The organism is Microbacterium sp. AC035, from assembly GCF_979258485.1.
Genome location: NZ_OZ409858.1, coordinates 3,792,404 through 3,817,366, shown reverse-complemented (window position 1 = coordinate 3,817,366; position 24,963 = coordinate 3,792,404). Strand labels below are relative to the sequence as shown.

Annotated in this window: 23 protein-coding genes and 1 pseudogene; 7 read left to right on the top strand and 17 right to left on the bottom strand. The window is 68.1% G+C overall.

The annotated features are described in order from the left end of the window. Nucleotides 1–419: IMP dehydrogenase (locus tag ACZ0AA_RS18320; RefSeq protein ID WP_463513860.1), on the bottom strand; the 419-nt coding region annotated here is incomplete at its 3' end. A gap of 76 nt (nucleotides 420–495) precedes the next feature. Here ACZ0AA_RS18320 and ACZ0AA_RS18315 point away from each other — a divergent pair. Beyond that, entirely contained in the window at nucleotides 496–1,575 is a 1,080-nt protein-coding gene (locus tag ACZ0AA_RS18315; protein ID WP_400861845.1) for an FAD-dependent oxidoreductase, read from the top strand. 1 nt (nucleotide 1,576) lies between these two features. Here ACZ0AA_RS18315 and ACZ0AA_RS18310 read toward each other — a convergent pair whose 3' ends face one another. From ACZ0AA_RS18310 to guaB, 10 genes and pseudogenes are all read right to left on the bottom strand, one after another. Then, on the bottom strand, nucleotides 1,577–3,265 hold the full coding sequence (locus ACZ0AA_RS18310; RefSeq protein WP_400861847.1) for an ABC-F family ATP-binding cassette domain-containing protein: 1,689 nt from the start codon (nucleotides 3,263–3,265) through the stop codon (nucleotides 1,577–1,579). Between the two features lie 68 nt (nucleotides 3,266–3,333). Beyond that, nucleotides 3,334–5,118, bottom strand: a complete 1,785-nt coding sequence (locus tag ACZ0AA_RS18305; protein ID WP_400861849.1) for a sensor histidine kinase — start codon at nucleotides 5,116–5,118, stop codon at nucleotides 3,334–3,336. Beyond that, nucleotides 5,115–5,462, bottom strand: a complete 348-nt coding sequence (locus ACZ0AA_RS18300) for a response regulator transcription factor (protein WP_400861851.1) — start codon at nucleotides 5,460–5,462, stop codon at nucleotides 5,115–5,117. The genes ACZ0AA_RS18305 and ACZ0AA_RS18300 overlap by 4 nt, the downstream gene beginning before the upstream one ends. Beyond that, a complete protein-coding gene (locus ACZ0AA_RS18295; protein ID WP_400861852.1) occupies nucleotides 5,459–5,602 on the bottom strand; it encodes a hypothetical protein in 144 nt (47 codons plus the stop codon). The genes ACZ0AA_RS18300 and ACZ0AA_RS18295 overlap by 4 nt, the downstream gene beginning before the upstream one ends. Further along, nucleotides 5,599–6,228: a hypothetical protein gene (locus ACZ0AA_RS18290; RefSeq protein ID WP_463513863.1), complete on the bottom strand. Its 630-nt coding sequence runs from the start codon at nucleotides 6,226–6,228 to the stop codon at nucleotides 5,599–5,601. The genes ACZ0AA_RS18295 and ACZ0AA_RS18290 overlap by 4 nt, the downstream gene beginning before the upstream one ends. 46 nt (nucleotides 6,229–6,274) lie before the next feature. Beyond that, nucleotides 6,275–7,087, bottom strand: a pseudogene (locus ACZ0AA_RS18285) (glycosyltransferase family 2 protein); the annotation flags it as partial. Beyond that, nucleotides 7,087–7,800 carry a PHP domain-containing protein gene (locus tag ACZ0AA_RS18280; protein ID WP_400861855.1) on the bottom strand — a complete coding sequence of 238 codons (714 nt, stop codon included), beginning with the start codon at nucleotides 7,798–7,800 and terminating at the stop codon, nucleotides 7,087–7,089. The gene ACZ0AA_RS18280 and the pseudogene ACZ0AA_RS18285, both read right to left, overlap by 1 nt. Continuing rightward, nucleotides 7,797–8,786 (bottom strand): ATP-grasp domain-containing protein, encoded by a 990-nt coding sequence (locus ACZ0AA_RS18275; protein WP_400861857.1) that lies wholly within the window; start codon nucleotides 8,784–8,786, stop codon nucleotides 7,797–7,799. The genes ACZ0AA_RS18280 and ACZ0AA_RS18275 overlap by 4 nt, the downstream gene beginning before the upstream one ends. After that, nucleotides 8,786–9,829, bottom strand: coding sequence for a response regulator (locus ACZ0AA_RS18270; RefSeq protein ID WP_400864662.1), 1,044 nt, complete (start codon nucleotides 9,827–9,829; stop codon nucleotides 8,786–8,788). Before ACZ0AA_RS18270 ends, ACZ0AA_RS18275 begins: the two co-directional genes overlap by 1 nt. 194 nt (nucleotides 9,830–10,023) lie before the next feature. Beyond that, the gene (guaB, locus tag ACZ0AA_RS18265; protein WP_400861859.1) at nucleotides 10,024–11,526 is read right to left on the bottom strand and encodes an IMP dehydrogenase; all 1,503 of its coding nucleotides are present in this window, start codon (nucleotides 11,524–11,526) and stop codon (nucleotides 10,024–10,026) included. A 298-nt stretch (nucleotides 11,527–11,824) separates the two neighbouring features. Between guaB and ACZ0AA_RS18260 the strand changes: the two genes are divergently transcribed. From ACZ0AA_RS18260 to ACZ0AA_RS18245, 4 genes are read left to right on the top strand one after another with little or no spacing between them, the layout of a single operon-like run. Then, complete coding sequence (locus ACZ0AA_RS18260) at nucleotides 11,825–13,141, top strand: branched-chain amino acid ABC transporter permease (protein ID WP_400861861.1); 1,317 nt, start codon at nucleotides 11,825–11,827, stop codon at nucleotides 13,139–13,141. A 5-nt stretch (nucleotides 13,142–13,146) separates the two neighbouring features. After that, complete coding sequence (locus ACZ0AA_RS18255) at nucleotides 13,147–14,124, top strand: branched-chain amino acid ABC transporter permease (protein ID WP_400861864.1); 978 nt, start codon at nucleotides 13,147–13,149, stop codon at nucleotides 14,122–14,124. Between the two features lie 46 nt (nucleotides 14,125–14,170). Continuing rightward, nucleotides 14,171–15,136 carry an ABC transporter ATP-binding protein gene (locus tag ACZ0AA_RS18250; RefSeq protein ID WP_400864665.1) on the top strand — a complete coding sequence of 322 codons (966 nt, stop codon included), beginning with the start codon at nucleotides 14,171–14,173 and terminating at the stop codon, nucleotides 15,134–15,136. Continuing rightward, entirely contained in the window at nucleotides 15,133–15,900 is a 768-nt protein-coding gene (locus ACZ0AA_RS18245) for an ABC transporter ATP-binding protein (protein WP_463513801.1), read from the top strand. The genes ACZ0AA_RS18250 and ACZ0AA_RS18245 overlap by 4 nt, the downstream gene beginning before the upstream one ends. Nucleotides 15,901–16,110: 210 nt before the next feature. Here ACZ0AA_RS18245 and ACZ0AA_RS18240 read toward each other — a convergent pair whose 3' ends face one another. The 3 genes from ACZ0AA_RS18240 to ACZ0AA_RS18230 all read right to left on the bottom strand — a co-directional run bounded on the left by ACZ0AA_RS18240 (nucleotide 16,111) and on the right by ACZ0AA_RS18230 (nucleotide 19,980). After that, nucleotides 16,111–17,385, bottom strand: a complete 1,275-nt coding sequence (locus ACZ0AA_RS18240; protein WP_400861867.1) for an ABC transporter substrate-binding protein — start codon at nucleotides 17,383–17,385, stop codon at nucleotides 16,111–16,113. A 143-nt stretch (nucleotides 17,386–17,528) separates the two neighbouring features. Then, a complete protein-coding gene (gene rarD, locus ACZ0AA_RS18235; protein WP_463513800.1) occupies nucleotides 17,529–18,467 on the bottom strand; it encodes an EamA family transporter RarD in 939 nt (312 codons plus the stop codon). A 100-nt stretch (nucleotides 18,468–18,567) separates the two neighbouring features. Continuing rightward, nucleotides 18,568–19,980 carry an MFS transporter gene (locus ACZ0AA_RS18230; RefSeq protein ID WP_463513799.1) on the bottom strand — a complete coding sequence of 471 codons (1,413 nt, stop codon included), beginning with the start codon at nucleotides 19,978–19,980 and terminating at the stop codon, nucleotides 18,568–18,570. A gap of 102 nt (nucleotides 19,981–20,082) precedes the next feature. Between ACZ0AA_RS18230 and ACZ0AA_RS18225 the strand changes: the two genes are divergently transcribed. Then, a complete protein-coding gene (locus ACZ0AA_RS18225) occupies nucleotides 20,083–20,958 on the top strand; it encodes a helix-turn-helix transcriptional regulator (protein WP_463513798.1) in 876 nt (291 codons plus the stop codon). 85 nt (nucleotides 20,959–21,043) lie between these two features. Here the strand turns inward: ACZ0AA_RS18225 and groES are convergent, their stop codons facing one another. Further along, nucleotides 21,044–21,340 carry a co-chaperone GroES gene (gene groES / locus ACZ0AA_RS18220; RefSeq protein WP_039394204.1) on the bottom strand — a complete coding sequence of 99 codons (297 nt, stop codon included), beginning with the start codon at nucleotides 21,338–21,340 and terminating at the stop codon, nucleotides 21,044–21,046. 143 nt (nucleotides 21,341–21,483) lie between these two features. On the opposite strand from groES, the gene ACZ0AA_RS18215 reads away from it, so the two are divergent. Next, nucleotides 21,484–22,692, top strand: coding sequence for a class I SAM-dependent methyltransferase (locus ACZ0AA_RS18215; RefSeq protein WP_463513797.1), 1,209 nt, complete (start codon nucleotides 21,484–21,486; stop codon nucleotides 22,690–22,692). A 17-nt stretch (nucleotides 22,693–22,709) separates the two neighbouring features. Here the strand turns inward: ACZ0AA_RS18215 and ACZ0AA_RS18210 are convergent, their stop codons facing one another. Together ACZ0AA_RS18210 and ACZ0AA_RS18205 are read right to left on the bottom strand one after the other, a co-directional pair. Further along, nucleotides 22,710–23,921 carry a hypothetical protein gene (locus ACZ0AA_RS18210; RefSeq protein ID WP_463513796.1) on the bottom strand — a complete coding sequence of 404 codons (1,212 nt, stop codon included), beginning with the start codon at nucleotides 23,919–23,921 and terminating at the stop codon, nucleotides 22,710–22,712. Further along, nucleotides 23,905–24,963, bottom strand: a complete 1,059-nt coding sequence (locus ACZ0AA_RS18205) for a hypothetical protein (protein WP_463513795.1) — start codon at nucleotides 24,961–24,963, stop codon at nucleotides 23,905–23,907. Before ACZ0AA_RS18205 ends, ACZ0AA_RS18210 begins: the two co-directional genes overlap by 17 nt.

The following is a 24,963-nucleotide window of genomic DNA, read 5'->3' as shown; positions in this document are numbered from 1 at the left end:
TGCGGGGTCAGGGAGCCTGCGACGGTCACGCCGGCCTCGCGGATCTCGGCGAGGCGCTGCGTGATGAGCGCGGGCTTGATCGGCTCGGCGTAGAGCTCCTGCATGCGCACCGTCGCCTGACCCTCGTCGAGGCCGGCGATCTCGGCGAGCAGCGGCTCGGGGTTCTCGTAGCGGGTCCAGAGGCCCTCGAGGTCGAGCACACCCAGGCCGCCGAGCTGCCCCAGCATGATCGCCGTCTGCGGACTCACGACGGAGTCCATCGGGGCGCCCAGCACCGGGATGCCGAAGCCGAATGCGTCGATCGTCCAGGCGGTCGACACATCCTCCGGGTTGCGCGTGCGCCTCGACGGCACCACCGCGATGTCGTCGAACGTGTACGCGCGTCGCGCGCGCTTGCCTCGGCCGAGCTCGATCTCCATGGTCACCACTCCAGACTACCGGGCGCGCACGATGACACCGACGGCTGGAAGACTGAGAAGGAGCTCGGGAGGCAATATGTCGGATTCGGTGGAGGTCGCCGTCGTCGGCGCCGGCGTGATGGGCCTCGCGACCGCGTGGGAGCTCGCGCGGCGCGGTCTGAAGCCCGTCGTGTTCGAGCGATTCGCGCGCGGACACCACCAGGGCGCATCGCACGGTGCGACACGCAACTTCAACAACGCCTACGACGAAGAGCACTACCTCGACCTGCTCGTCCGCGCGCGGGAGGGGTGGGATGCCCTCGGGCGGGTCGACGGCGAGCCGCTGCTGCGTCTCCACGGCCTCGTGACCCACGGCGACGTCGACGCCACCGCGATCGAGAAGCGTCTGATCGAGCGGGGAATCCACGCCGAGATCCTGACGGCCGGCGACGCATCGTCGCGCTGGTCGGGCATGCGGTTCGAAGAGGCCGTGCTGTTCTCCCGCGACGCGGGCGTAGCCCGAGCGTCCGCTGCGCTGGGCGAGTTCGAGCGGCGCATCGTGGCGGCAGGGGGCGAGGTGCGCTGGGAGACACCGGTCACACGGATCGCGGAGACGGACGCCGGCGTCGACCTCGTGCTCGCCGACAGGCGGATCCAGGCGGATGTCGCGATCGTCACGGTGGGCGCCTGGACCGAGCGGATGCTGCCGGGCGTCCGCCTGCCTCGACTGGAGGTCACCGAGGAGTTCCCCGCGCACTTCCTGCCCAGGGACGGATCAGCCTGGCCCTCCTTCAATCACTACGTCGATGCCGACCGCTATCCGGCCACGGTGTACGGCATGCCGACACCGGGCGAGGGCGTCAAAGTCGGTTTCCACCGCGTCGGCGATGTCATCGATCCGGATGCCCGCCCGCACGCGGTCACACACGCGCACGCTCTCGCCGACTATGTACGCGAGTGGATGCCCGGCCTCGACCCGGCATCTGCGGTGCCCGTCAGCTGCACCTACACCTCGACCGCCGACAGTGCCTTCGTTCTCGATCGGCGGGGACGCATCGTCATCGGCGCAGGCTTCTCCGGGCACGGATTCAAGTTCGCGCCGGGCGTGGGTGCCGCTCTCGCCGACCTGGCGCTCGATCCGACAGCTCTTGCGGCCTCGCCGTTCCGTCTGCCCTGACTCAGCGCGCTCGCGCCACGCGCCGCTCATCCCACACCGGCGCATCGGACTCGTAGACCTCGCCGTCCGAACCGAACACGAGGAACCGGTCGAAGGATCGCGCGAACCAGCGATCGTGGGTGACCGCGAGCACGGTGCCCTCGAAACGCTGCAGCGCGTCTTCGAGCGCCTCGGCCGACTCGATGTCGAGGTTGTCGGTGGGCTCGTCGAGCAGCAGCAGCGTCGCGCCCGAGAGTTCGAGCAGCAGCACCTGGAAGCGCGCCTGCTGCCCGCCGGAGAGCGATTCGAACGTCTGCTGCGCCTGGCGAACGAGGCCGTAGCGGTCGAGGGCCGAGCTCGCGGCGTCCCTCGGCATCCCCGCCCGCCGTTCGTCGCCTCTGTGCAGGATCTCGAGCAGAGTCCGGCCGACGAATTCCGGATGAGCGTGCGTCTGAGCGAACAGCCCCGGCACGACGCGCGCGCCGAGCGTGGCGCGCCCGCTGTGATCGACTGGCGGGAGCTGCTCGCCCGTGGAGGTCACATGGCCCAGCGTCGGATCGGGGTCGCTGCCCCCGCGGGCGAGGAGGCGCAGGAAGTGCGACTTGCCCGAGCCGTTCGACCCCAGCACCGCCACCCGGTCGCCGTACCAGACCTCGGCGTCGAACGGCCGCATCAGACCGGTGAGCTCGAGCTTCTGAGCGACCACCGCGCGCTTGCCCGTGCGCGCTCCTCGCAGCCGCATGTCGAAGTCCTGGGCCGGTGGCCGCTCCTCCGGCGGGCCCGCCTCCTCGAACTTGCGCAGACGGGTCTGCGCCGCCTGATATCGCGAGGCGAATCCGTCGTTCGCCGATGCCTTCACCTTGAGGTTCGCGACGAGGACGCGCAGCTTCTCGTGCTGTTCGTCCCAGCGACGACGAAGCTCGTCGAGTCTGTCCATGCGGTCGCTGCGGGCCTGGTGGTAGGTGGCGAAGCCGCCGCCGTGCACCCACGCCGAGGCCCCGGCACCGCCGGGTTCGAGAGTGATCAGGCGGTCGACTGCCCGCGCCAGCAGCTCACGATCATGCGACACGAGCAGCACCGTCTTCGGAGTCTGCCGGAGCTGCTCCTCGAGCCAGCGCTTCGTCGGCACGTCGAGGTAGTTGTCCGGCTCGTCGAGCAGCAGCACCTCGTCCGGGCCCCGCAGGAGCGCCTCCAGAGCGAGACGCTTCTGCTCGCCGCCGGACAGCGTCGTGAGGTCGCGGAACCGCGCTCGCTCGTAGGGGACGCCGAGCGCCGCGACGGTGCACTGATCCCACACGGTCTCGTGCTCGTACCCGCCGGCATCCGCGTACTCCGCGATCGCCGTCGCGTAGGCCATCTGGGTGTCGTGCTCGTCTCGCTCGATCAGCGCGTCCTCCGCTGCCTCGAGGGCTTCCGCAGCCTGGCGGATGCGCCGGGGAGCCACTCGCACGAGCAGCTCGTGAACGGTCTCGCCGGTCGCGCCGTGTCCCACGAACTGATCCATCACGCCGAGCCCGCCGTCGATCGTCACGACCCCGGCATCCGCGGACTGATCGCCGCGGATGATGCGGAGCAGCGTCGTCTTGCCCGCGCCGTTGGGTCCGATGAGCGCGCTCGTCGAGCCCGCTCCGACGCGGAACGTCGTCTCGTCCAACAGCGGTCTGCCGTCAGGAAGGGTCAGCGAGACCCCTGCAACATCTATGTATCCCACCGTGCGTGGCCGTCCTTCCGCCCGCATGGCGAGCCGACCAGGCTATCAGCAATCGGGGTGGCGACCGATCACGTGCGACGGCCCACCACCTGGATCGCCTCGGTGCGCGGCGCCGCCGGGAGAAGCATCCGGAACTCGGTGCCGACGCCCTCCCTGCTCGTCACATCCATGGTGCCGCCGTGGGCGAGCACGATCGCTCTCGTGATCGTCAGGCCCAGTCCGACGCCGGGCACCGCGTTCCGGGTCGCGGTCGATGCGCGGAAGAACCGGGTGAACAGCATCCCCTGCTCGTCTTCGGGGATCCCCACACCGGTGTCGCGGACCGCGAGCTCGACGGCTCCGTCGAGCTGACGCAGACTCGCGGTCACCCGCCCTCCCGCCGCGGTGAACTTGATCGCGTTCGACAGCAGATTGTCGAGCGCCTGACCGATGCGTCCAGAGTCGACGGTCATCAGCACCGGACCCGTCGGGATCTCGGCGAGCATCTCGATGCCCTCGCGCTGCGCGTGCGGACCCGAAGACGCGACAGCGCTGCGCACCAGCTCGGCGACGTCGGCCTCTCGGCGTTCGAGAGGGAATCGACCGGATTCGACCTGAGCGGTGAACAGCAGGTCGCCGACGAGATTCAGCAGCCGTTGCGCATTGCGCTCGATGATGTCGACGAACTCCTGCTGATCCGTGGTGAGGGGCTGGGCCGGATCGTTCTGCAGAAGGTCGAGGAATCCGATGATCGCGCTGAGCGGAGTGCGGAGCTCGTGCGAGATCATCCCGACGAACTCGTCCTTCATGCGGGCGACCTCGACCGCCCGCGTCTCATCGGTGATCACCAGCAGATACCCGTGCCGCGAACCGTCGGAGTCCTGATACGGCGTGACCGTGACGCGGGCGGGCACCGTCGACCCACCCACCCTGGCCACGTCGATGTGCGAATCCACCGGCAGCCCGGCGTCGGCGTCGTCGAACAGCGCGCGCATGCCGGGGTGAAGACCGTCGTCGACGCCTTCGCTCGCGTTCGTCACGAACTGGGCGAGCGCGTGCGACGGGAAGAACCGGTCGACCTGCACCGCGGCGAGCGCATCGGGCACCGCCATGCCGAGAAGCCGCACAGCGCCAGGATTCCATGCCGTGATCACACCGCAGTTGTCGGTCGCGATGACGGCCTGTCCGGTGATCGAGTTCCACAGGCTCGTGAAGGACTCGGAGAGCGCACGGTACTGCTGCTCGCTCGCCTTCAGCTGCTCGAGCATCGCCTCGTTGGCCGCCAGCGCGGCGGTCCGCTCGACGACGTGCGCCTCGGCCTGGGTCGTGCGCTGCCGCTGCAGGCGCGAGAGCTCGTTGACGATGGCACCGACGGTCGCGAACACCAGCGGACCGATCACGCCGCGCAGCCAGTCGGCGGCCTCCTCGGGCGGATCGATGAGGTTCGGCATGATCAGAGCGATCGACGAGAAGACCCCGACGATGACGACCTGTCTGCGCCCCGGCGCGGCGGCGATCCAGACCACGGGCAGGAGGACGAAAGAAGAGAAGAGCGATGCCGGGCCGCCGGTGCCCGCTCTGATCGCACCCAATCCGAGGATGTCGACGATCGGGATGAGCATCACGACCCAGCCCTCGTACACGCCGCGAACCGAGAGCACCGCGGCGAAGGCCGTCGCCGCAGCGATGGTGGCGAGGCCGAAGATCGCGACCGCCGTGTCCGTCACCGGGATGCCCGGAATGGTCCACATGAGCACGGCCGCGACCGCGACGGCGATCGCGGTCGGCCCCTGCTTCATCAGCGGGGTCGGGTTGTCGAAGAATCGGCGCCAGCTGAGTTCCATGGACTGCTGCACCGTGTTGGTCGGAGTCATCGCGTCACTTCTCGCAGGAGCGCTCGCAGTTCCGCACCGATGATCGGCTTGGGGAGTGCGGCATCCGCGTCGGGGTAGTCGGCGACGTCGAGAACCGAGCTCACGATGAGGAAGCAGTCGGGGAAGCGGGTCTTGATGAGACGCGCCATCTCCGTGCCGCTGATGCCGGGGAGCAGCAGGTCGAGCACGGCGACGGCAGGAGAGATCGTCCCGAACGCGGCGATCGCCGATTCGGCATCCGCTGTGGCGAACACGTCGAAGCCCTCGCGGTCGAGGTAGCGCTTCAGCAGCGCCGTCTGATCTGCGCTGTCCTCGACCACGAGGGCCAGCGGCCGCCCGGTCATCGCAGGAACAGCTCTCGCACGATCACGATGACGACGACGATGCCCAGGGCGAGGAGCGCCTGCGGGATCAGGAGCTTCTCGCGACGGGCGTCGGCGGCGAGCTCCTCCTCCTCGGCGCTTCTCGAAGGTGCGTCGGTCATGAGTCGACCCGTCCGATCTTCTCGGTCTTGATCCATGCGGCGTCGGCGTGACGCCACTCTTTGATGTACGAATCCACGGTGATGGCGCAGAGAAGCGAGCCGTACCCGCAGATGTAGAGCAGAAGGCCGGCGAAGAAGCGGCCTGCCGGCAGCGGCTCGACGGCACGGGCGAGCCAGACTCCAAGCATCGAGATCGGCCCCCAGAGGTAGAAGACCACCGCCCACATGAATCTGGTCTCGTCGGTCAGCGCGAGTCCGAGGTCGCTCAGACCAGACTCGAACAGCCAGGGGAACAGCGCGATCGCCATCAGGATGAGGGCCCCGAGCCCGGGGAACATCAGTGCCTCGCGCCAGGATTGGCGTCCGATCCGACCGTCGAGCTGCACCGCGTAGAGCATCGAGAACAGATAGATGCAGGCAGCGGAGATCCACATGAAGCGGAAGACGAACTCGGCGATGTCGCTGTGCAGGACGAGCAGCACGAGCAGCGCCGTGGCAGCGAGGATCATGAGCGCCGGCAGCAGCAGGATCGTGAACCAGGCGAGACCGAACGCGACGCTGCCCAGGTTGTGCACGCGGCTGGGCCGGAACCACAGATGGCGGTAGATCGAGGTCAGCTCGCACATTGCCCCTGGCCCATCGCAGGCGCTGCTTCCAGAGGCTGTCGATGGTGCGGGGCTCCTCGGCGAGAACGACCGCGTGGGGCTCGAACACCATCCGACGGCCGGCCAGCTGGCCCTCGAAGGTCGTCATGGTGTCCTCGGCGAGCGTGCCGGTCGGGATCCGACCGCCGATGGCTTCGAGGTTCGCCCGCGAATGCAGCTGTGCGCCCCCGGCCAGGCATGCGATCGCTCCCCCGACGTTCTGGGTGCGTCGCGCCGAGAGCTGGCCGATGACGTACTCGATGGCGATGAACCGGGTCAGGTAGTTGCGGTCGCGACTGCCCTCGGCGATGTAGGCGGTGACGGCCCCGACCTTCTGATCGGCCAGGTGCCGGCTCATCTTCCGCAGGGAATCCCGCGCGAAGATCACGTCGGCGTCCATGATCAGGACCGCCTCGGTCCACTCGTCGGCGAGCACGATGTCGAGTCCGTGATTGAGCGTGTGGGCCTTGCCTTCGCCGCCCTTGTCTCGGCGCAGGTGCACGACCCGTCCGGGGAATGCGGCGGCCTTCGCCGCGACCACCTCGGGGGTGTCATCGGTCGATGCGTCGTCGATCACGAAGATGCGCACTCGATCGGCCGGATACTCGAGCTGCGTGAGGCGTTCGATCGCCTGCCCGAGCACGAGCCCCTCGTTCCATGCCGGGATCAGCACGGCGATGCGGGGGTGGTACGGGGCCGCCTTGCCGTAGTGGTTGCGGAACGCATGGAGCGGCAGGGTGAGGAACTGCAGGCCCGTGTTGATGACCGGCAGCGTTCCCACCAGCACGCACAGCAGCAGGAAGACGACGATGACGGTCTCGACCCAGTTCAGCTCGGACATCAGCGAACGCTCCATCCGTCGAGGATCTCGGCGACCCGCGAGTATCGTCCGACATCGGAGGCCACATGGCTGTCGGTCGACGCCACGATCTCGGCGCCCGCGTCGTGCAGTGCGTCGAGAAGCGGGATGCCGGGGCAGCCCCATTTCTCGTTCACCTCGACGATCGTGTCGGTCTCGGCGGCCGTCTTCGCCCAGGCCGAGACGCGATCGACACCGAGGTCGTCCTCGGACAGTCCGATCTTCGGCAGGATCGAGAAGCAGTGCGCCAGCTGGTTCCCCGGATGGCGACGCATGGCCGAGATCAGCGCGGACACCAGCTGATCGAGCGCGTCCTCCGCGGCCCAGCCTCCCTCGATCCGCTCTCGGACCGCGCTCGGACCGAGCGGTCCGTCGATTCCGGGGAACTGATGGTCGGCGATCAGGATGCGGTCGATCCCCGTGGGCAGCTCGGGGATGTCGAGATCGCCTGACGCATCGAGGATCTTCGCCTCGACACCGGTCAGCACGGTGAGACCGTCCGGCACCTGCACAGCCCGCACCGCGGCGAGGTAGTCGGGCACCCACGGCGTCGACCGCCGCACATGGTCGACGAGGCGCACTGTCGTGAGTCCTGCCGCCGAGGCCGCCGCGACGTTCTCGGCGAGGGTCGAGACCGCGTCGTCCGAGAACGTCGAGTGCACGTGGTGATCGCCTCGGAGCAGAGCGCGGGTCACAGTTCCTCCTGATGCCCCGCGTGTGCCGAGACGAGGACCTCGTCGACCTCGAGGATCACGTCCTCGAGGAATCGCACCGAGGCGACCTCTCGGAACGCGATCGTCGACGGGATCTCGCGGCCGAGGAAGAGGTCGGCGACGAGCGAGGGGATGTCGACCCCTGCGGCGATCGTGAGCGGAAGAGCACCGGGGAACCGCGGATTGACCTCGAGGAGCACGGCTCGGCCCGCTCGGTCACGCCGGAGTTGGACGTTGGCGACGCCCACGAGACCGATGGCGCGCGCTATCGACGCAGCCGCGCTCTCGAGCTCGTCGTCGTGCACCGTGCGTCCGGCGATCGCGACACCGGAGTCGACCCTGGCACGGGTCCGGGGCACGGCCGCCACCACGGAGCCGGAGGCATCTGCGATCACGTCGACCGAGTACTCCTCGCCGGGGAGGAAGTCCTGCACGATGAGTCCCTCGTCCTCGGGCAGAGCGTCGAGCGCAGCCCTGTCGGGGACGAGTCGCACACCACGGCTGCCCGCACCCTGACGGGGCTTGGCGAAGACCGGGAACTCCCAGTCGACCGCCTGAGCATCGGGGCCTGCGAGGACGGTGCGCGGGGTGAGTCCCGTCCCCTCGCAGCGCTCGGCGAGCAGCAGCTTGTCGAGGGCGACCGAGAGCGTGTCCTGAGAAGGCGCCGCGAGCACTGCCGGGGCCAGCTCGTCGCGCCGGCCGGCGAGGGCGATGAGTTCCACGTCGACCGTCGAGATCACTAGATCGAGCCGATCCTCCTCGACCATGCGGGCGATGGTCGAGACGAAGTCCTCGTCGCGCCCCGGCGGCACGAGACGTCGGTGCGTGGGCGGGACGAGGTAGATGCCGCTGGCCCAGCCGTCCATGTCGGCGGCGAAGACCTCGAGATCCGAACGGCGGAGGAGCGAGCGGATCACGGCCACGCCGGCGGGACCTCCGGCGCCTGTCACCAGTACGCGCGCAGCCATCAGCTCTCCCGTCGTGTGAGTTCGTGGGCGCCGATGAACTCAGCGGTCTCGCGAACGACCTCGAGGGGCTCCACCGCGGCTCCGCCTCCGAATCGCGACCAGTACCGAGCGGTGGCGGTCACGAAGTCGGGCTCGAGATAGTCGCGCGTCGCCGTCTGAGAGCCGAAGCACTCGAGCAGTCGCAGCTTCTGGGCGATGTACTGATCGATCCGCACGAACCGCGTCGGGCGGAAGTCGATGGTGGCCGAGGGGCTCTGGTAGCAGGCGACCGTGCCGACTCTGCGGGTCGCGGCGATCGTCGCCTCGCTCACGGCACGGTGATCCTGATGACGGTCGTTCGACGAGTGGGTGTAGACGATGGTGGGCTGCACCTCCTGCACGACCTCCTCGATCAACCGCACTGTGGCGCCGCCGCCGGAGATCTCGGTGTCGACGAGATCTTTGACGAACAGCCGCGCGCCGAGTATCTCGGCCGATGCGAGCGACTCGTGCTGCCTGCTGTCGGCGTCTCCGCCGCGAGCACCGCGCGAGAGGGTCAGGATGGTGATCGAGTCGCCGGCCTGGGCGTGCGCCGCGAGGATGCCGCCGACGCCGATCTCGACATCGTCGGGGTGCGCGCCGATCGCGAGCACGACCTCCCTGCTGCGGCCGGCCTCGCGTCGCGTTCGGCCCTCCGCCGCGAGCCGCTGGACGGCCTCGACGAGCTTCAGGTTGTCGAGCGGCTTCGTGAGGAACTCGTCGGCCTGCGCGCGCAGGGCGGAGACCGCGTACTCGACCGAGACGTGCGCGGTCATGACGATCACAGGCAGCAGCGGGTCGTTGCGACGCAGCTCGGCCAGCAGCTCGAGGCCGTCGAGACCCGGCATCTCGATATCGGTGACGACCACGTCAGGGGTGAAGGTCTCGAGTCGCTCGACGGCGGAGTGTCCGTCGTGCGCGACCGAGACCTCGCAGCCGGCCCGCCTCTCGAGCACGGTCTTCACGAGCAGGGCGACGTCAGGGTCGTCATCGACGACGAGGACGCGGGGAGCATCCTGGGGCATATCTGCGGCTCTCATTGGGGAAGTCCCCTTGCCGATCAGCGTCCGGCATGTCACTCCCTGCGCCCTTCGCGCGGAGAGCTCGAGGGGAAGTCGAGCGGGTGTCTCTAAATACTGGCATATCAATAGACCGCGACGACCGCGCAGCACGACAGAGGGCCGGATGCTTTCGCATCCGGCCCTCTGTCTGTTCGTTCTCAGCGCTTGTAGTTCGGCGCCTCGACCACGATCTGCACGTCGTGCGGGTGCGACTCCTTGAGTCCGGCCGACGTGATGCGCACGAACTTGCCGCGCTGCTTGAGCTCTTCGATGGTGCGAGCGCCGACGTAGAACATCGACTGGCGCAGTCCGCCGACGAGCTGGTAGGCGACGGCCCCGACCGGACCGCGATACGGCACCTGACCCTCGATGCCTTCGGGGATCAGCTTGTCGTCGCTCGGCACATCGGCCTGGAAGTAGCGGTCCTTCGAATACGAGGTCTGCTTGCCACGGGTCTGCATGGCACCGAGCGAGCCCATGCCGCGGTACTGCTTGAACTGCTTGCCCGACTGGAACACGATCTCACCCGGCGACTCGTCCGTGCCTGCGAGCAGCGATCCCAGCATCACGGCGTCAGCGCCGGCGACGAGCGCCTTGGCGATGTCACCCGAGTACTGCAGCCCGCCGTCGGCGATGACCGGCACTCCGGCAGGACGCGCGGCGAGCGACGCCTCGTACACAGCCGTGACCTGGGGCACCCCGACTCCGGCGACGACGCGGGTGGTGCAGATCGAGCCGGGTCCGACGCCGACCTTGACGGCGTCGACGCCTGCATCGACGAGCGCCTGGGCGCCTTCGCGCGTGGCCACGTTGCCGCCGATCACGTCGATGTGCGCGAAGCTCTCGTCGGCCTTGAGCCGCTTGACGAGGTCGATCACACCCTGAGACTGGCCGTTGGCCGTGTCGACCACGAGGACGTCGACGCCGGCGTCGCGCAGCGCTTCCGCACGCTCCCAGGCGTCACCGAAGAAACCGATGGCCGCGCCGACGCGCAGACGACCCTGGTCGTCCTTCGTGGCCAGCGGGTACTTCTCGCTCTTGTCGAAGTCCTTGATGGTGATGAGGCCGGCGAGCTTGCCGTCCTCGTCGATGAGCGGCAGCTTCTCGACACGGTGGTGCGCGAAGAGCGCGATGACCTCACCCGCGGCCACGCCCACCGGTGCGGTGACGAGGCCCTCAGACGTCATGACGTCTTTCACGAAGGTGGTCTGGCGCTCGAAGCCCGACACGAAGCGCATGTCGCGGTTGGTGATGATGCCGACGAGGCGCCCGTCGGGGTCGACGACCGGAAGACCTGAGATGCGGTATTTGGCGCAGAGCGCGTCGACCTCTTCGACGGTCGCGTCAGGCGACGTCGTGATCGGGTCGGTGATCATGCCCGACTCGCTGCGCTTGACGCGGTCGACATGCGCGGCCTGGTCGGCGATGGAGAGATTGCGGTGCAGGATGCCGATGCCGCCCTCTCGCGCCATGGCGATGGCCATCCGAGATTCGGTGACGGTGTCCATCGCGCTGGAGAGCAGCGGTGTCGCGACCGAGATCCGGCGGGTGATCCGCGACGAGGTGTCGGCCTCGCTGGGGATGACGTCGGTGTGCCCCGGGAGGAGCAGCACGTCGTCGTACGTGAGTCCGACGAAGCCGAAGGGGTCGTGCTGGTCCATGGATTGTCCTCCTGCGGGCGCGATCTGGGGCGAGGGTGTACCAATTCTAAGCGCCGGGAGGCTGAGGAAATTCCCGGCCCTCGCGTCGCCCTGCGCAGGAGGACGCGCCGAGACGAGCCGGATTCGCAACTTCGTGATGGGATCGTTCTCACTGTGAGCAGATCGTGCCTTGGTTGAAACAGAGCCGACACATTACGCTCATACCGTCGTACATCAGGGCCGATGCACAACTCCGTCATGGCCTGTGTACTCGGCTGGAGGTTCTGTGCGTCCGACGATCTCGGCGAATCGAAGCGGAATGCGGTGGGTCATCATCCTGCTCGCGTCGCTCCTCGCCATCGCTTTCCTGTGGTTGCAGCCTCCTGCAGCCGCCTCCGCCGAAGAGACGGACGACGGCCAGGAGATCACCGACTTCTACTTCGCCGGCGTGATCACCTTCGACGACGACCCTGTCGAAGGCGTCGTCATGACGATCGAGGGCGGCGGCTTCGAGGGCGAGACCGAGACCGACGCAGAGGGCAAGTGGCGGCTGTACGTGCCGGAGAAGGACACCTACACGCTCACCGTCGACGAGGAGACACTCCCCGACGGCGTGATCGTCGACGCGGCGCAGCTGCCCGAGGGCACTCAGCCGATCGCCGGCACGACGGCGTCGTTCGAGGTCGAGTTCGGTCTGACCGGCACCAAGATCCTGAACCTCTTCCTCGGTGAGGGCGAGAGGATGACGACGTCCTTCATCGATCAGCTTCTCTCGCGACTCGTGGGCGGTCTGAACTTCGGTCTGCTGCTCGCACTGGCCTCCATGGGCGCCGCGCTCATCTACGGCACCACCCGGCTCTCGAACTTCGCGCACGCCGAGATGGTCACCTGGGGCGGTCTGGTCGCCCTCGTGACGACGAGCTTCTGGCATCTGCCTCTGTGGCTCGGGATCATCGCGGCGGTGGTCGGCGGCGGTCTCTTCGGCTGGGCGCTGGATGCCGGCATCTGGCGTCCGCTGCGAAGACGAGGACTAGGCGTCGTGCAGCTGATGATCGTCAGCATCGGCCTCTCCCTCGCCCTGCGCTACGCCTTCCAGTACATGATCGGCGGCGGCACGCGCCAGCTTCCCGGTGCCAGTCCCGAGCCGTTCCGGTTCGGGCCGATCTCGCTGTCGTACATCGACCTGATCGGCATCGTCGTCAGCATTGTCGTGATCCTCGGTGTCGCGTTCTTCCTGACACGCACCCGCATCGGCAAGGCCACCAGGGCCATCTCCGACAACCCGCAGCTCGCTGCGGCATCGGGGATCGACGTCGACAAGGTCGTCCGCTACGTCTGGATCCTGTCCGGCACCCTCGCGGCGATCTCCGGCATCCTCTGGGCGTACTTCCGCCCCGGTGTGAAGTGGGACATGGGCATGCAGATGCTGCTGCTCATCTTCGCCGCCATCACCCTCGGCGGCCTGGGCACCGCGTTCGGCGCGCTCGTCGGCTCGCTCATCGTGGGCATCGCGGTCGAGGTCTCCACCCTCTGGATCCCCTCGGATCTGAAGTATGCGAGCGCCCTGGTCGTGCTCATCGTGATCCTCCTCGTCAGACCGCAGGGCCTGCTGGGACGCAGGGAAAGGTTGGGCTGATCGCCATGGACTTCGGAAGCATCTTCTCGAACACAGCCGCCTATCTGTTCAGCCCGGTCACCTTGGCCTACGCACTGGCGGCGACCGGCCTGGCCGTGCACTTCGGATACGCGGGACTCCTCAACTTCGGGATGGCGGCCTTCATGGCCATCGGCGGGTACGGCTACGCCATCTCCGTCCTCACCTTCGGTCTCCCCTGGTGGATCGGCATGCTTATCGGCCTGCTCGGCGGCGCGCTCTTCGCGGTCCTCCTCGGCATCCCGACGCTGCGGCTGCGAGCCGACTACCTCGCCATCGCGACGATCGCGGCGGGTGAGATCGTTCGACTCCTCTTCACCACGCAGATCTTCGACGAGTACACCAACTCGGCCGACGGCCTCGCGCAGTTCAACGGCGGATTCCGCGATGCGAACCCCTTCCCGCCGGGAACCTACGGGTTCGGACCGTGGACCTACAGTGCGAACGACCTGTGGAACCGCGTGTTCGGACTCCTCGTCCTGGTCGTCGCGATCCTCCTGGTCTGGTCGCTCATGCGCAGCCCGTGGGGGCGCGTGCTCAAGGGCATCCGCGAAGACGAGGACGCCGTGCGCTCGCTCGGCAAGAACGTCTTCGCCTACAAGATGCAGGCGCTCGTGGTCGGTGGCGTCATCGGCGCAGCCGGAGGGATCGTGTTCGTCCTCCCGTCGGCCGTCGTCCCCGGCAGCTACACGACCTCGCTCACGTTCTTCCTCTGGACCGCTCTGCTGCTCGGTGGAGCAGCCACGGTGTTCGGCCCGACGCTCGGCGCGATCCTCTTCTGGGTCGTGTTCGCGTTCATGGCGAACCTGCTGCCGTCCATGGCGAAGGCGGGAATCCTGCCGATGTCCGACAGCCAGGCCTCGACCCTGGTGTTCATCTTCGTCGGCATCGCCCTGATGCTGCTCGTGATCTTCCGACCTCAGGGCATCCTCGGAGACAAGAGGGAGATGACCTTTGTCAAATGAACTGACCCCCGAAGAGAGCGCCCAGACGGCGCCCAGCACCGGGAGCATCCGACGCCCGAAGACCACCGGTCTCGCGAAGGGCCCCGCGGCCCCCGGAGTGCCGAAGGTCGATCCGATCCTCGTGGCGGACGCCGTGCAGCGACGCTTCGGCGGCCTGACCGCCGTCGACGTCGACCATGTCGAGATCCCGCGCGGCGCGATCACCGCGTTGATCGGCCCGAACGGCGCAGGCAAGACGACGCTGTTCAACCTGCTGTGCGGGTTCGACAAGCCCAACAGCGGCACCTGGTCGTTCGACGGGGTGAGCCTCTCCGGCGTCCCCTCGTTCAAGGTGGCCCGGATGGGACAGGTGCGCACCTTCCAGCTGACCAAGTCGCTGTCGCTGCTCACGGTGCTCGAGAACATGAAGCTCGGTGCGCCAGGACAACGCGGTGAGGGGTTCTGGTCGAGCCTCTTCCCGTTCCTGTGGCGCAAGCAGGACCAGGAGATCGAGGTGAAGGCGCGCGAGCTGCTCGCCCGCTTCAAGCTCGACGCCAAGGAGAAGGACTTCGCCGCATCGCTCTCGGGCGGGCAGCGCAAGCTCCTCGAGATGGCTCGAGCGCTGATGAGCGACCCGACCCTGGTCATGCTCGACGAGCCGATGGCCGGCGTCAACCCGGCCCTCACGCAGTCGCTCCTGGACCACATCCTCGACCTCAAGGGTCTCGGGATGACCGTGCTGTTCGTCGAGCACGACATGCACATGGTCCGCCACATCGCCGACTGGGTCGTGGTCATGGCCGAGGGTCGCATCGTCGCCGAGGGCCCCCCGGAAGAGGTCATGGAAGACCCCGCGGTGGTCGACGCGTACCTCGGCGCACACCAGGATCTCGATCTCGGTGCCGTCACCGGTCGTATCCCGGTCATCGAGAACGCCGCCGCCGCCAAGCTCCGAGAGCAGATCGAAGCAGAAGCCGAGGCGGAGCTCGAAGCGACGAGCACCCTCGATCCCGACCAGAAGGGCCACGCATGAGCGCCGCCACCCCCGCCGCGTCGTCGTCTCCACTCGACGACATCGTCGTCGAGCTGAAGGACGTGCACGCCGGCTACCTCCCCGGAGTGAACATCCTGAACGGCGCGAACCTGGTCGCCCGGCAGGGAGAGCTGATCGGCATCATCGGCCCCAACGGCGCGGGGAAGTCGACACTGCTGAAGGCGATCTTCGGCATGGTCAACATCCGCAGCGGCGACGTCACCTTGAACGGCGAGAGCATCGTCGGACTGAAGGCAGACAAGCTCGTCAAGCGCGGCGTCGCCTTCGTGCCGCAGACGAACAACGTCTTCCCCTCGCTCTCGATCGAGGAAAATCTGCAGATGGGGCTCTATCAGAACCCCAAGATCTACGCGGAGCGCCTCGAATTCGTCACCGGCATCTTCGCCGAGCTCGGCAAGCGCCTCAAGCAGCGCGCAGGCTCGCTCTCGGGCGGCGAGCGCCAGATGGTGGCGATGTCGCGGGCGCTGATGATGGACCCGTCGGTCCTTCTCCTCGACGAGCCCTCCGCCGGCCTCTCCCCCGTGCGCCAGGACGACGCGTTCATCCGCGTCTCCGACATCAACAAAGCGGGCGTGACCACGATCATGGTCGAGCAGAACGCGCGTCGCTGCCTGCAGATCTGCGACCGCGGCTACGTGCTCGATCAGGGCAAGGACGCGTACGAGGGCACCGGACGCGATCTGCTGAACGACCCGAAGGTCATCGGCCTCTACCTCGGCACACTCGGCACCGACGCAGCCTGACGCGGCTGAGACACGGAGAAGGGGCGGATGCTGCGGCATCCGCCCCTTCTCCGCGTCTGTGTCTGTGTCTGTGTCTGCAGGTGTGTCTGTGCCTGTGTACCGGTATCCGCGGGTGCGGGACGCCGGTCACGCTCGGCACCCCTGCCGCCCTAGCGGGCATCCGGACACGACGAAGGCCCCGGATGCCGGATCCGGGGCCTTCGCTCGTGATCAGTTGGTGCGGGAGATCAGGTTCTCGGCGTCGTACACGTACGTGCCGATCGAGGCGCCCTGCGGGTCGCCGTTCTCGTCGAACGTGATCTCGCCCGAGTAACCGTCGTAGTCAGCAGTACCGCCGCCGTTGATGATCTCGGCGCAGTCGGCGAAGCTGGTGCACTTCTCTCCGTCGCCACTGCCACCCGAGACCTCGGCCATCTTCGCGGCGATGTCCGCGCCCTCGGTCGAACCGGCCGCGAGCGATGCGAGCGAGACGAGCACGACGGCGTCGTATGCCTCGGCCGCGTACGTGAAGTCGTTGACCTCGGGGTTGCCCTCGCCGGTCCAGTACTCCTGCAGACGGTCGGTGAAGTCGTCCTCGAGTGCCGGGCCGGGCTTGGTGCCCTGCGCGCCCTCGAGCGAGAACGGGAAGTTCGTGTCGGGCGAAGAGCCGTAGTCCGACAGGTTTCCGTCGACGAGGTAGAACTTGTCCGGCGAGATGCCGGCGTTCACGAGCAGCGGAGCGATCGTCTTGAACTGGTCGAACGACACGATCGCGACGGCGTCGGGGTTCTGCGCCTTGATGGTCTCGACCTGCGCGTCGAACTGTCCGTCACCGACGTTGTACGACGCGTTGGCGACGACCTCGCCACCCGCGTTCTCGAACGTCGACTGGATGTTCTCGAAGAGTCCCGTGCCGTAGGCGTCGTTCTGGTAGATCACGCCGAGGGTCTTGTGTCCGTCTTCGGCGATCAGGTTGCCGAGGACCTCGCCCTGCAGCAGGTCGCTGGGAGCGGTGCGGAAATAGAGACCGTTGTCGTCCCAATCCGTGAAGTCGGGGCCGGTGTTCGAGGCCGAGATCTGCAGGATGCCTGCGCTGACGTTTCCGTCGAGGATCAGGCGGGAGACGCCGGACGCCGCGGCGCCGACGATGGCCGTGACGCCTGCGCTCTGCAGCTTGCTGATCGAGGTCTCGTAAGCCTTGGTGTCGGTGTCACCCTCGTCTTCCGCCGTCAGGTTGATCGTGACACCTGCAGCAGCGTCGTTGACCTCCTTGACTGCGAGGCCGACGCCCGATTCCATGGGCGGGCCGAGGAAGGACAGCGAACCGGTCTGCGGCAGCAGCGAGCCGAGCTCGAGCGTGAGGTCGGCCGACGCGCCGCCGCCTCCGCCGTCGGACGGCTCTTCCGAGGGCGTGCTGCTGCAGCCTGCGACGACGATCGCCGAGGCGCTCAACAGCGCGACTCCTGCGAGAATCTTGGCGCTGCGCGAGCGCGTGAATGCGGTCATGATGCTCCCTTGCGTGACTGGCCGTGGATTGTGACCACGGTCGGGTGCTCTAACACTAGGACTGAAAGGCTTCGCGTAGGGGTCGCCGATGTTTCGGTGCGTTAACGATCCGACACCGAGTTCCACAGGCGTGAACCGGGAGTTCAGACCAGCGTCGGCGGAGCGATCCGACGCCCTCGACGTGCGGCGAGCAGCAGGTCGATCACGAACACCAGGATGGCGACCCAGACGATGATGAACCCCGCCCATCGCTCGGGCGGCATCGGCTCACCCAGCACGACCGCGCCGATGATGAACTGCATCACGGGCGTGACGAACTGGATCATGCCGATGACGGCCAGATTGATGCGTCGGGTGCCGGCGGCGAACAGCAGCAGCGGCACCGCCGTCGCCACTCCCGCGAAAGCGAGCAGCACCGCATGCCAGACGCCGTGGGAGCCCATGGTGATCCCGGCGGGGGTGGTGGTGACGAGGATCAGCTGCAGCACGGCGATCGGGATCAGCCAGAACGACTCGAGAGTGAGTCCGCTGATCGCATCGACCGAGGGGCCGATCTTCTTCTTGATGAGTCCGTACACGCCGAACGAGGCCGTGAGGGAGAGGGCGATCCACGGGAACTCGCCGTAGAAGAGGACGATCACGATCACGGCGACGGCAGCGATGCCGATCGCGACCCACTGGAGCCTGCGGATGCGCTCCTTGAGCACGAACACCCCGAGCAGCACGGTGGTGATCGGATTGATGAAGTATCCGAGGCTGGTCTCGACGATGTTCTCGGAGAGGGTGCCGATGAGGAACACCTGCCAGTTGACGTAGATCAGGACACCCGCCAGAGCCGTCCATCCCAGAAGTCTCGGCTGTCGGAGGATCACGCCGAACGCCGCCCAGCCACGCGTCACGGTGAGAAGGAGGAGGCAGAAGACGAGCGACAGCAGCACCCGCCATGCGACGACCTCCCACGGCCCCGTCGGCGCGAGAAGAAGGAAGTAGAGCGGCAGCACGCCCCAGAGCAGGTACGCACCTCCTGCGTACGCGACCCCCGCGGTCTGAGTGGCTCGGGTCTCGGCGTTCGTCGGGGTCACCGCACAACCCTATGCCCGCCGCTGAACGGCATCGCGCCGACAGCGGTCGTCGACCGGACGTTGGCAGGAATCGGTGCACCATTGGCGCGTCCTCCGCTGTTCAGCGGCGCGGACGTCTGAGGAAGACGGCCACGAGGAGCGCGGTCGAGAGCGCCATCGTCGCGTTGAGTCCGATCGCCGCACGCAGCCCGGTGAGAAGGCCGGCACCCGCGAATGCGGCGACCACAGCAGCCATCACCGGTGTCCCCAGCGCGATGCCCACCTGCTGACTCATCGTGACGAGACCGGTCGCCAGGCCCTGCTCTTCAGCGGGAACCGATCCCGTCGCCGTCACCACGTAGCCGACGATCGCGACGAGATTCGCCACGCCGCCGACGAACGTCAGAAGCAGGAGCGGAACCGCCCAGACATTCTCGTCGGACGCGAAGGCGAGCGGCAGGGTCGGGGCGGCTTGGACGATCAGCCCGGCGACGATGGCGCGCGACGATCCGAGCCGTCCGATCACGCGGGGCGCGAGGAGGCCGCCGAGCACGGTGCCGAGACCGAGCACTCCGAGCATCAGACCGGCAGCGATCGGGGTGTACCCGAGGATCTCCTGCAGATAGATGGTCAGCAGGAAGACGAGCGATGTCTCGGTCGCGAAGGCGAGCAGACCGGCGATGTTGCCCCAGGCGATCTCCCTGCTCCTCAGCAGCGAGGGTGCGATGAGCGGCTCGATCGCTCGCCTCTCAGCCAGTGCGAACACCACGAAGAATGCCGCGGAGACCCCGAGCGGTACCCAGGTGCCGGAGTCGCCCCAGCCGACTCGCCCTGCGGAGTCGATGCCGAACACGAGCGAGACGAGGGCCGCCGTCACGGTCACGGCGCCGATGACGTCGAGTCGAGCCCGCGCGACCCGCCGGGGCTCGTGAAGGACGAAGGCCCCGACGAGCAGGGCCGCGGCGGCCACAGCGACGTTGATGAAGAACGCCCAGCGCCACGACACCCCGCCGGTGAGCAGCCCACCGAGCACGGCTCCGGCCGTGAACCCCGCCGCCATGAGCGCACCGTTGAGCCCGAGCGCCCGGGAGCGTGCCCGCCCCTCGGGGAACATCGTGGTCATCAGCGCGAGAGCCGCAGGAGTGACCATCGCCGTCGCGATGCCCTGACCCACGCGGGCGGCCAGCAGAACACCGGGGGCAGTCGCCAGTCCTCCGACGACCGACGCCGCACCGAGCAGAACCAGCCCGGCGAGGAACAGCCGCTTCCGCCCGAGAACGTCGGCCACCCGCCCGAAGAACAGGGTGAACGACGCCGCGCAGACGGCGAAGGCCGTCACGATCCACTGCAGCGATGCGGTGTCGAAGCCGAGTTCCCGGCCGATCGGGGGCAGCGCGACATTGAGGATCGAGAAGTCGACGGCGAGAGTGAAGTTGGCCGTCAGCAGGACGCCCATGGCGAGCACCTGTGCCGGGGTGAAGCGATCGGTCGCCTGCGGCACCGTGGCGGGGAGGGTCGGGTCGGTATGAGTCACAGTCCACAGCCTCTGCGCAGCAGCACGGGCCAGCCAGCCCCCTCTCCTGACTAGCACCGGCAGGGACAGGCTGCGCCCGCGGCTGTCGGGGAGAATGGCACCATGGATCCGCACACCGCGCTCGCCAGATCGATGGCCTCCGAGAGGCCGGTGACCGAGCTGGGAGACTTCCTGCGGTCGCGGCGGGATCGCGTCACCCCGGACGACGTCGGGGTGGCCAGCTTCGGTCGGCGCAGGGTTCCGGGCCTGCGTCGAGAGGAACTCGCACGGCTCGCAGGGGTCTCGGTGACCTACCTGACCCGCCTCGAGCAGGGCCAGTCGCAGAATGCCTCCGATGCGGTCGTCGACAGTCTGGCCCGTGCGCTCCACCTCGACCCCGACGAGCATGCGCATCTCCGAGCGCTCGCGCGGCCGAGATCCGCTGCTCCCCGCCGCCCCCGACGACCGGAGCAGCCGCGCCGGGGCGCCTCCCAGCTGCTGCACGCGATGGGCGTACCGGCCGTGCTGCTCGGTCGTTTCAACGACATCCTCGACTGGAACAGCGCCGGTCATCTCCTGATGGCGGGCCATGTCGAGGTCGGTGCGCCGTCTCGGCCCGCAGATCGCCCCAACCACATCCGGATGCTGTTCCTCGATCCGCACACGCGGGATCTGTACGCCGACTGGCAGGAAGAGGCGGCGCTGGCCGTGGCATCGCTGCGGTACGTCGCCGCGCGATTCGTCGACGACCGACAGCTCGCCGGACTCATCGGCGAACTGAGCCTGAGCAGCCCGGATTTCGCGAAGCTCTGGGCGGGACACATGGTCAGGCTCTGCACCAGCGGCGACAAGCGCTTCCGCCACCCCGTCGTCGGGGACCTCACCCTCCGCTACGAGGTCCTGCACCTGCCCGAAGGCGATGGCCAGCGCATCCTCGCGTACAGCGCGGCGCCCGGCAGCGCTGCCGCTGCAGCCATCGCCCTGCTTGAACCGCGCTGAGTCTCGACCCCGGTCGCCGGATACGTTCCAGACATGCAGGAAGGCCCGGATGCGTGATGCATCCGGGCCTTCCAAAGACGTTGTCTCAGCGGACGACGACTGCGAGCACGTCGCGAGCCGACAGGACGAGGTACTCGTCTGCGCCGAACTTCACCTCGGTGCCGCCGTACTTGCTGTAGAGCACACGGTCGCCCACGGCGACGTCGAGCGGAACGCGGTTGCCGTTGTCATCGATGCGGCCGGGGCCCACGGCCACGACCTCGCCCTCCTGGGGCTTCTCCTTGGCGGTGTCGGGGATGACCAGGCCACTCGCGGTGGTCTGCTCTGCCTCGACCTGCTTGATGACGATGCGATCCTCGAGCGGCTTGATGGAAACCGACACGGTCTACCTCTTCTTTCTTGACGCTGACAGGAAGACTTTTCGCACTCTCAACCCGAGAGTGCTAATTCAGTCTAGGCGCTCAGCTGGCACTCACGCAATGCGAGTGCCAATGGCCCGCACGGACCGCCGCCTAAGCTGGAGCCGTGGAGATCTCCGAGCTGCGCGCCCTGCTCACCCCCGAAGGCCTGAAGACTCTGGACGACCTCGGTCCCGTCGACGAGGTCGCCGATGTCGCTCGGATCGTGTCTCGGCTGCGCGCCGCCGGGCACTCCCCCGAACTGGTCTCGGCTGTGGTGGGGCAGGCGCGTCTCCGCACCAAGGCGAAGGGCAAGTTCGGCGACTTCGCATCGCGGATGCTTTTCACCCGCGCCGGGCTCGAGCAGGCCACCCGACTGGGCGTCGCCGCGCGGCATGCCCAGCGACTGCGCCGAGCCGGAATCACTCGGGTGGCCGATCTCGGATGCGGTATCGGCGGGGACTCGCTCGCCTTCGCCGGCGCCGGAATCGATGTCGTCGCCGTCGACGCCGACGAGGTGACCGCTGCGATCGCCGCCTACAACCTCGCACCCTTCGGCGACAGCGCGGTGGTGACGCACGGGACCGCCGAGAACCACGTGCCGGTCGACAGCGACGAGACTCAGGCGATCTGGATGGACCCCGCCCGCCGCACCGCGGGTCACAGCGAGACGCGGCGCGTGTCGACCGACGACTACTCTCCGCCGCTGGACTGGGCCTTCGACGTGGCCTCCCGCACCTCGACCGGCATCAAGCTCGGCCCCGGTCACGATCGGGAGGCGCTCCCCAGCGACGCCGAGGCGCAGTGGGTGAGCGCGGACGGCAGCGTCGTCGAACTCGTGCTGTGGACGAGGGCGCTCGCTCGCGACGGCATCCGCCGGTCCGCCCTCGTGATCCGCGGCGAGCGCTCGCACGAGCTCACCGCGGGAGCGGATGCCGAAGACGCGCCCGTACGTGAGCTCGGCTCCTTCCTGCATGAGCCGGACGGCGCGGTGATCCGGGCGCGCCTGATCGGCGACGTCGCGCGCAGTCTCGACGCGGGGATGCTCGACGAGCGCATCGCGTATCTCACCTCCGATGCCGCACTCACGAGTCCGTTCGTGCAGTCGTTCCGGGTGCGCGAGACGATGCCCGCCAATCCGAAGGCGATCAGCGCCGTGCTCAAGGCGAACGACGTCGGTTCGCTCGAGATCAAGAAGCGCGGCATGGACATCGACCCCGCGGCCTTCCGCAAGAAGCTGACGCTGCGGGGCGATCAGGCGGCGACGCTGATCCTCACCCGTGTGGGCGATCAGCGCCGCGCGATCCTCGCCGATCGGGTGCCCGCGCCCGAGTAGCGTCCGCCCGGGCGACCCTAGCCGTCGGAGTCGTCGGACGGGAGGTCGACCTGGATCGGGTCCTGCTTCTCGCCGCCGAGCTCGAGCGTCTCCCCCGGCCCGACCGTCTGCTCCGCGGCGACTGCTGCGGTGTCGCCGGAGACGACGAGGTACGGCGTGCCGTTCAGTGTGTACGCGAGGCGCACGCTCCATTCCGCAGCGACGGTCCCCGTCTCGTCGACGGTGACTCCTCGGGTTTCGATGCCGTCGCCGGAGAACTGCTCGTCACCCGACACGCGGCATTCGACGCTCTCGACGGCGTCGACGATCAGACAGTCGCGGATGTCATCGTCATCGAGGCGCTGTGCACGCCAGACGGGGGCATCGCGGAAGTAGCCGACGATCGAGAACGAGTACTCCTCGAAGCCCTCCTCGATCAGCTGCTCGGCCCGTTCCCTCTCCTCACCCTGGAACTGGGCCAGCCAGGAGTCCTGATCCGATCGCCAGCGTTGGATGATGGCGACGACCTCTCCGTTCATCGCCCGTGCCGCCGACGCCCAGACCTGCTCGGGGGGTTCGCCCTCCTCGTCCGAGACGGTGACGCTGGCGCTGATGCCGATGCCGTTTCCGTTGTCGAGATCGGCGGCCGGCTGACACTGATCCGCCGACCTTTCGGCGGTGTCGAGCGTGATGCAGATCGTCTCGCCGTCGTCCTTCGTCGCGTACCAGACGAGGGCCGCCTCATCCTGTCCGATCGCCCGCAGACTGCCGGCGTCGAACTCGCCCTCCGCCTGCAGCTCAGCGCGCCTCTGCTGCTGTTCGGAGGTCAGCGCCACGGCGCCACCGGTGTGCCCGAAAAGAGCCCATCCGACACCGAGGCCGATCACGAGCATGGCCGCGGATGCGACCGCGGCCGCCTTCCAGTGCTGTCGGATCGCCGCGCGAAGCCCCGTCTCCTCGAGTGGTCGTCCGGGAGATCCCTCATCCGCGGGATTCGCACTCGGTATGTCCGAGACGGGTGCTTCGGCATGCGGAAGCACCGAGCCATCCGTCGGATGCACCACGTCGACCGGTTCCACGCCCGGGATCACCGGGGCGGCGACCGCGGTTCGGGCGACTTCGGCACGCTGGACGCGCAGGGATTCGAGTTCGAGCAGCCTCGCCGCGTCGGCCTCGGCCAGCCCGCCCCCACGGCCGTAAGCTCTGACCTGCAGAGCGCGCAGTTCGGCAGACTCACTCTCCTGCAGCATCGTCGCTCTCCCAGCCCCTCGTCACGGTGAGGTACTGCTGACCGTAGCCGAACTGGTACTCATAGCGGGTCGTCTCGCCGTCGTCTGCGACGTCGAGCACGAGCGTCCGGTCCGCATCCGCGAGCATCAGGCTGTCGTCGCACACCATCGGAGGGTCGGGCATGGACCCGTCATAGACGAGACAGTAGCGCTGGGTGGACGTGTCGATCCCGGTCCAGATCGGCACCTCGTCGTCATAGCCGACGACCAGGATCGTGCGGCGATCCAATCCGGTCTGCTCGGCGAGCGATGTCGCTGCCTCGGCCTCGGCCTCGCTGGCGAACATCGACGTGGACTGCGACGACGTGATGAAACTGCGGGTGATGACCGCCGGCTCGCCGCTCTGCGTGAGGAACATCTGCGCCTGGATGTCATAGGTCTGCGCAGCGCTCACGGGCTTCGCGAGCGTGGCATTCACGCCCTGGATCGTCGCCTGCTCCCGCGTCGTGCACGCAGGAGCCGTGGCGTCTTCATGACCGAGCACGAGACACACGTCGGCGCCCTCGTTCTTCGTCGCGAACCAGATCACGACGCCCTCTTCCTGGGTCAGGGCGCGTACCGAGCCCGGGTCGAAGTCGCCCGACGCGACGATCGCGCTCTGCCACTCCTGTTGCTGTGCGGTGAGATGCATCGGTGCAGGACCACGGTCGGCGAAGATCAGCCACCCCAGCACGAGGCCGACGACAGCGAAAGCCGCACTGATCACGACGACAGGCCAGTGTCGTCGCAGCGCGGATTCGCCGTGGGCCGCGCCGGTCGCGCCGACCTCCCCAGACGCCGCAGGCCCGCCTCCCTCGGCGACGATCGACGTCGAGGTCTCGAGCTGCGGGGGTGCCGTCGCGTGCGATTCCGGTCGCGTCGGCGCGGGGCGCTCCGCTCCACGCGCCCTCCCGGCCTCCAGCTCCCGCAGCCGCGCGGCCTCCGCCTCGTCCAAAGCACCGGCACGACCGTAGGCCCGGGCCTGGAGGGCCCGCAGCTCGACGGATTCGTCCGCGTCGAGCAT